We start from the raw sequence: 4,626 nt of genomic DNA on the forward strand, positions 1-4,626 counted from the left end.
AGGCGGGGCCCGCGGCTGAGCCCGCGGCGGCGCCCGCGGCGGACCCCGCGGCTGAGCCCGCGCCCCAGACCGCGGCGCCGGCAGCCCCGGGCGCGCCGGCAGCCCCCGCCGCCCCGGGCGCCCGGGGCTGCCGGAGCCTCGGTCTTGGTCTCGGGCTCATCCGCGGACTCAGCCGCGGACTCAGCCGCGGACTCAGCCGCGGACCCAGCCTCGGTCTCGTCGGCGGTGTCCTCGGCAGGCTCTTCGGTGGCCTCCTCGACCTTCTTCTCGACGGGAGCGGACTTCGGTGCCTCGGTCTGCGGGGCATTGTTGCGCGGGGCAGCCTTCGGGGCGGGGGACTCCGGCTTGCGGAACTTCGAGGCGACGACGGCCACGACCACGGCGACCAGGGCGATGACCAGCACTGAGCTGAAGACACCCTTCTTCTTTCTGTCGGCCTTGTCCGCCTTCTTCAGGTGCTTGGAGCGGACCTTGTCGGCCTTCTTCTTCGCACTCTTCTCGATCTCGGCAGTGGACTTCTTCAGCTGCTTCTCGGCGATCGCGGCATTCTTCTTCGCCGACTTCTTCGCCCGCTTGGTGAGCTTCCGGGTCTTCTTGCCGGCCTTCTTCTGGGCCTTCTTCGCCGTGGTGCCGACCTCGGAGGCGATCTTCGGGGCCTCTTCGGTGACGGTGTCCAGTGCGTCGGAACCGGCGTCCTTCAGGTCAGCGACCTTCGAGCCCAGCGTCGCGGCGGCGGTGGAGATCTGCTTCTTCGCCAGCACGCGGGCCTTTTTGGCGGAACGGGTCAGCTTCTCCGCCTCCTCCTTACCGGCGTCACGTGCCTCGCCCGCCTTGGCGGACAGGGCGGAATTCACGGCGATCTTCGCGGACTTCTTCGCCACCTTCTTCTCCTTCTTCTCGGCCTTGGCCTGAGCCTTTTCAGCCTTGTCGGTTTTCTTGTCGGCCTTGGCGGTGATCTTGTCCGCCTTGTTCCGGGCTTTCTCCGCCTTTGCGGTGAGCTTCGCGACCTTGGCGTCCGCCTCGATCTTCGCGTCGGTGGCCGCGGCATCCTCCTCGGAGAGGATTTCGCGCACGACAGCGCGGGTGTGGCCCGGTGCGTCCGCGAGGAACTTCTCGCGCTCCTCCGGCGAAGTCACCTGACGTCGGAGAACGGCGAGCTCCTCATGGCGCGCGGATTCGTTGCGGGACTTGCGGTCCTTGTTCCAGGCCCGCGCGCGCTGGGCGGCGAGTAGAGCGATTCGTGCGTTTGTGAGGGCCATGGCCCGGTACTCCTTCGCGGTGCGTGCTGACTTACGGTGGCATTTAACGTCCGATCATAAACACTAACCAGGCTACGGTGTGGCGCTTTGCGCTGCACGGGGGCAGTCCGTGACACAGAGCCCCTTTCAGTTGGGTACGCTGGATCACCATGAGCGCCCAGAAGACTGCGACCGCGGTTCTGCACACGAACCTCGGCGACATCAGCATTGACCTCTTCGGAAACCACGCACCCCAGACTGTCGAGAACTTCGTCGGTCTGGCCACCGGTGACAAGGAGAAGGCCCCCTACACCCAGCCGAACGCCTCCGGTACCACCGAAGGCCCGTTCTACGACGGTGCGGTCTTCCACCGCATCATCGACAACTTCATGATCCAGGGCGGCGACCCGACCGGCACCGGTCGTGGCGGCCCCGGCTACCAGTTCGGCGACGAGTTCCACCCGGAGCTGCAGTTCGACCGTCCGTTCCTGCTGGCCATGGCTAACGCCGGCCCCGGCACCAACGGCTCCCAGTTCTTCATCACCACCACGATGACCCCGCACCTGAACAACCACCACACCATCTTCGGTGAGGTGACCGACAAGGAGTCCCAGAAGGTCGTCGCCAAGCTCGGCCGCGTCGCCACCGGCCGCATGGACCGTCCGGTCGAGGACGTCGTCATCGAGTCCATCGACATCACCGAGTAGCAACCAGTTCGGAACCGGCACAGTACCGGACCGGTACGTCGGTACCCCCGCACCGCTACAACGCACCATGGATTTCGTCCGCAGATTCGCCCGGGAAGCTCCGGCCTGCACCGTACTGATCCTGGTGTGCGTGGCGGTGTTCTGCGTTGAGGTGGTGCAGTCCGGCAGCCTCGAGGCCCCGGTCGGCAGCTACTCCGGGGGAAGTGACCTGGCGTGGTCGCTGATGATGGTCGCCCCCGACATCACTGAGGGGCACGAGTGGTGGCGACTGGTGACCAGTGCGCTGGTGCACCTCAACATCGCCCATCTGCTGCTCAACATGCTGCTGGTGGTCCTGCTCGGCAGGGAGCTGGAGCGGGCCTACGGTACGCGGACCGTGGCGGCGTCCATGGTGTTCTGCGCGGCCGGCGGCAGTCTCGCCGCACTGTGGTTCGCGCCGGACTACGCGGTCGGCGGGGCGTCCACCATCGGCTACGGCATGTTCGCCATGCTGGTGGGACTGTCTGTCACGCGTCGGACCGACGTGCGCGGCCCACTGGTGCTCATCGGTGTGAATCTCGCATTCACGGTGACGACCGCGGGCGTGTCGCTGGCGGGCCACCTCGGTGGCCTGGCCGCGGGCACGGTCATCGCGCTGCTGCTGTGGTGGCGTTACCGCCCGACAGTGAGGTGAGGGCTACTTCCAGCCCATGGTCATCAGCAGACCCGCGATGAGCAGACCGAAACCGATGAGGTAGTTCCAGGCGTTGAGATCGCGCATCAGGGGGATGTCGCCGCCGGCGATGTAGTTCACGACGATCCAGGCGAGACCGAGCAGCATCAGGCCGAGCATCACGACGATGTACCAGCGTGACGTGCCGGTGGCGTTCAGTTTGACCGGGGTGCGGTGGTCGACCGGTGAGGCGCCGGCACCTTCCGGAGTGGAGGAGATCCTGGACTTGGGCATAGGGACACTCTCGCTGACTTCGTACTGCTTGTTCGGACCCCACCAGCGTAGCAGCAGGGTATATGGAGCGACGTCGCGCAGCGGGACGGATAGAATGACGCCATGCGCATCCTCGTCATCGACAACTACGACAGCTTCGTCTACAACCTCGTCCAGTACCTGGGCGAGCTCGGCGAGGACTGCACCGTGTGGCGCAACGACGCTCCCGAGCTCGGTGATCCGGGTGAGAGCGTTGCCGGGTTGGACGCAGCGCTCGACGGGTTCGACGCCATCCTCCTCTCCCCGGGGCCGGGCGAACCCGCCACGGCAGGACGCATGCTCGACGTCATCACCTGGGCCGGGGAGCACCGCACGCCGCTGTTCGGTGTCTGCCTGGGCCACCAGGCGATCGCCCTGCACTTCGGTGGGGATGTGGTGCGGGCCGGAGAACTGTTCCACGGGAAGACGAGCCCGGTCTTCCACACCGGTGTCGGGGTACTCACGGACGTTCCGTCACCGTTCACCGTGGCGCGGTACCACTCCCTGACCGTCGATCCGGAGACCGTGCCGGAGTGTCTTGAGGTCACCGCGACGGTGGACTCCGGGATGATCATGGCGATGCGCCACAGGACGCTGCCGATCCACTCCGTCCAGTTCCACCCGGAGTCCGTCATGACGCAGCACGGACACCGGATCCTCTCCAACTGGCTGGCGGAAGCCGGACGCCCGGTCGACGAGCGTCAACTGTCCGTGGTGGAGGCCCGGCACGCTGAGGCACAGGCGGCCTCGGCGGCGGTGATCGACGGGGCACACGGCTCCGTGCTTGCCTGAGAGCCGGAAGGAGTATGCGTGTGGAGGAAGCCGTGAGGCACGGTCTTCATGCCCGGCCGGCCGTCGTCTCGGACATCCCGGCGATCCGGGATCTTGAACGACGTGCCGGAGCCCCGTTCCGGGATATCGGTCTCGATGTCGTGGCCGACGATGAACCGCCGGCTGTCGACGTTCTCACTGGTGCCGTCCGGAGCGGGGATGTGCTTGTCGTCGAGGATCACTCGTCGACGGAAGCACTGGAACGCGGGCCGATCGCGTGGATCTGGCTCTCGACCGCTGACGATGACCTCCTTGTGGAACAGGTGTCTGTGGATCCGCTGTACCGGGGTAGACGCATCGGATGCGCGCTTATAGGGAAGGCCGGCGACCGGGCGCGGGCGCAGGGGCTTCCCGGGATAGTCCTCACGACATTCCGGGATGTCCCGTGGAACGGTCCGCTCTACCACCGGCTGGGGTTCCGGACGCTGCAGGACGCCGAGATCGGCCCGGAACTCAGAGCAGTTCGCCGCACTGAGACGGAGGCAGGGCTCGACGTGCTCCCCAGAGTGTGCCTCCGGAGGCAGATAAGGGCTTGACCTGCTGGTTTGTGACGCTGAGGCCGAGTGTGTAGATTAATCCAGGTCGCCGAGAGCGACCGGGGGAACAAACCTGGTCAGCAACGGTGTGCGGATGTTGTTTGAGAACTCAATAGCGTGATGAATCAAGTTTTTTGTCGCATGGTCGGCAGATGATGACTTGGGTTGGTGCCGGCACGTGGGTGACCGCGTGTAAGAAACCGAATCTTAGGTCTGTTCTGTCGGTTGTTGTGACCGGCGCATGGTTTCCCGGTCCCCCGACCGGGAGCATGCGTGGATATTCATTTTTTGGATGTCAGCAGTTCAGTATATTTATTTTTGCCAGTGATGGCTCTTTATGGGGTTTATTG

General features: G+C 65.4%; 6 protein-coding genes. 4 read left to right on the plus strand and 2 right to left on the minus strand.

Annotated features, from left to right (window positions below):
* A partial coding sequence (locus Q0A27_RS08520) for a hypothetical protein (RefSeq protein WP_291474631.1) occupies positions 1–1,259 on the minus strand: 1,259 nt, incomplete at its 3' end.
* Between the two features lie 149 nt (positions 1,260–1,408).
* Between Q0A27_RS08520 and Q0A27_RS08525 the strand changes: the two genes are divergently transcribed.
* Both Q0A27_RS08525 and Q0A27_RS08530 read left to right on the plus strand, forming a co-directional pair.
* Positions 1,409–1,945, plus strand: coding sequence for a peptidylprolyl isomerase (locus Q0A27_RS08525; RefSeq protein WP_291474632.1), 537 nt, complete (start codon positions 1,409–1,411; stop codon positions 1,943–1,945).
* A 67-nt stretch (positions 1,946–2,012) separates the two neighbouring features.
* Positions 2,013–2,618, plus strand: coding sequence for a rhomboid family intramembrane serine protease (locus tag Q0A27_RS08530; protein ID WP_291474633.1), 606 nt, complete (start codon positions 2,013–2,015; stop codon positions 2,616–2,618).
* Positions 2,619–2,621: 3 nt separating this feature from the next.
* Here Q0A27_RS08530 and crgA read toward each other — a convergent pair whose 3' ends face one another.
* Positions 2,622–2,891 carry a cell division protein CrgA gene (gene crgA / locus Q0A27_RS08535; protein WP_014008599.1) on the minus strand — a complete coding sequence of 90 codons (270 nt, stop codon included), beginning with the start codon at positions 2,889–2,891 and terminating at the stop codon, positions 2,622–2,624.
* A 102-nt stretch (positions 2,892–2,993) separates the two neighbouring features.
* Here crgA and Q0A27_RS08540 point away from each other — a divergent pair, with 102 nt between their 5' ends.
* Together Q0A27_RS08540 and Q0A27_RS08545 are read left to right on the plus strand one after the other, a co-directional pair.
* A complete protein-coding gene (locus Q0A27_RS08540) occupies positions 2,994–3,701 on the plus strand; it encodes an aminodeoxychorismate/anthranilate synthase component II (RefSeq protein WP_291474634.1) in 708 nt (235 codons plus the stop codon).
* A 20-nt stretch (positions 3,702–3,721) separates the two neighbouring features.
* Positions 3,722–4,276: a GNAT family N-acetyltransferase gene (locus Q0A27_RS08545; RefSeq protein ID WP_291474635.1), complete on the plus strand. Its 555-nt coding sequence runs from the start codon at positions 3,722–3,724 to the stop codon at positions 4,274–4,276.
* The last annotated feature ends 350 nt before the right edge of the window (positions 4,277–4,626 follow it).

The organism is Corynebacterium sp. (assembly GCF_022712275.1).
Taxonomy (GTDB): Bacteria; Actinomycetota; Actinomycetes; order Mycobacteriales; family Mycobacteriaceae; genus Corynebacterium.

Excerpts from the sequence above, each read along its gene's own strand:
- Q0A27_RS08525 (WP_291474632.1), top strand. The coding sequence starts at position 1,409 with ATGAGCGCCCAGAAGACTGCGACCGCGGTTCTGCACACGAACCTCGGC.
- Q0A27_RS08530 (WP_291474633.1), top strand. The coding sequence starts at position 2,013 with ATGGATTTCGTCCGCAGATTCGCCCGGGAAGCTCCGGCCTGCACCGTA.
- crgA (WP_014008599.1), bottom strand. The coding sequence starts at position 2,891 with ATGCCCAAGTCCAGGATCTCCTCCACTCCGGAAGGTGCCGGCGCCTCA.
- Q0A27_RS08540 (WP_291474634.1), top strand. The coding sequence starts at position 2,994 with ATGCGCATCCTCGTCATCGACAACTACGACAGCTTCGTCTACAACCTC.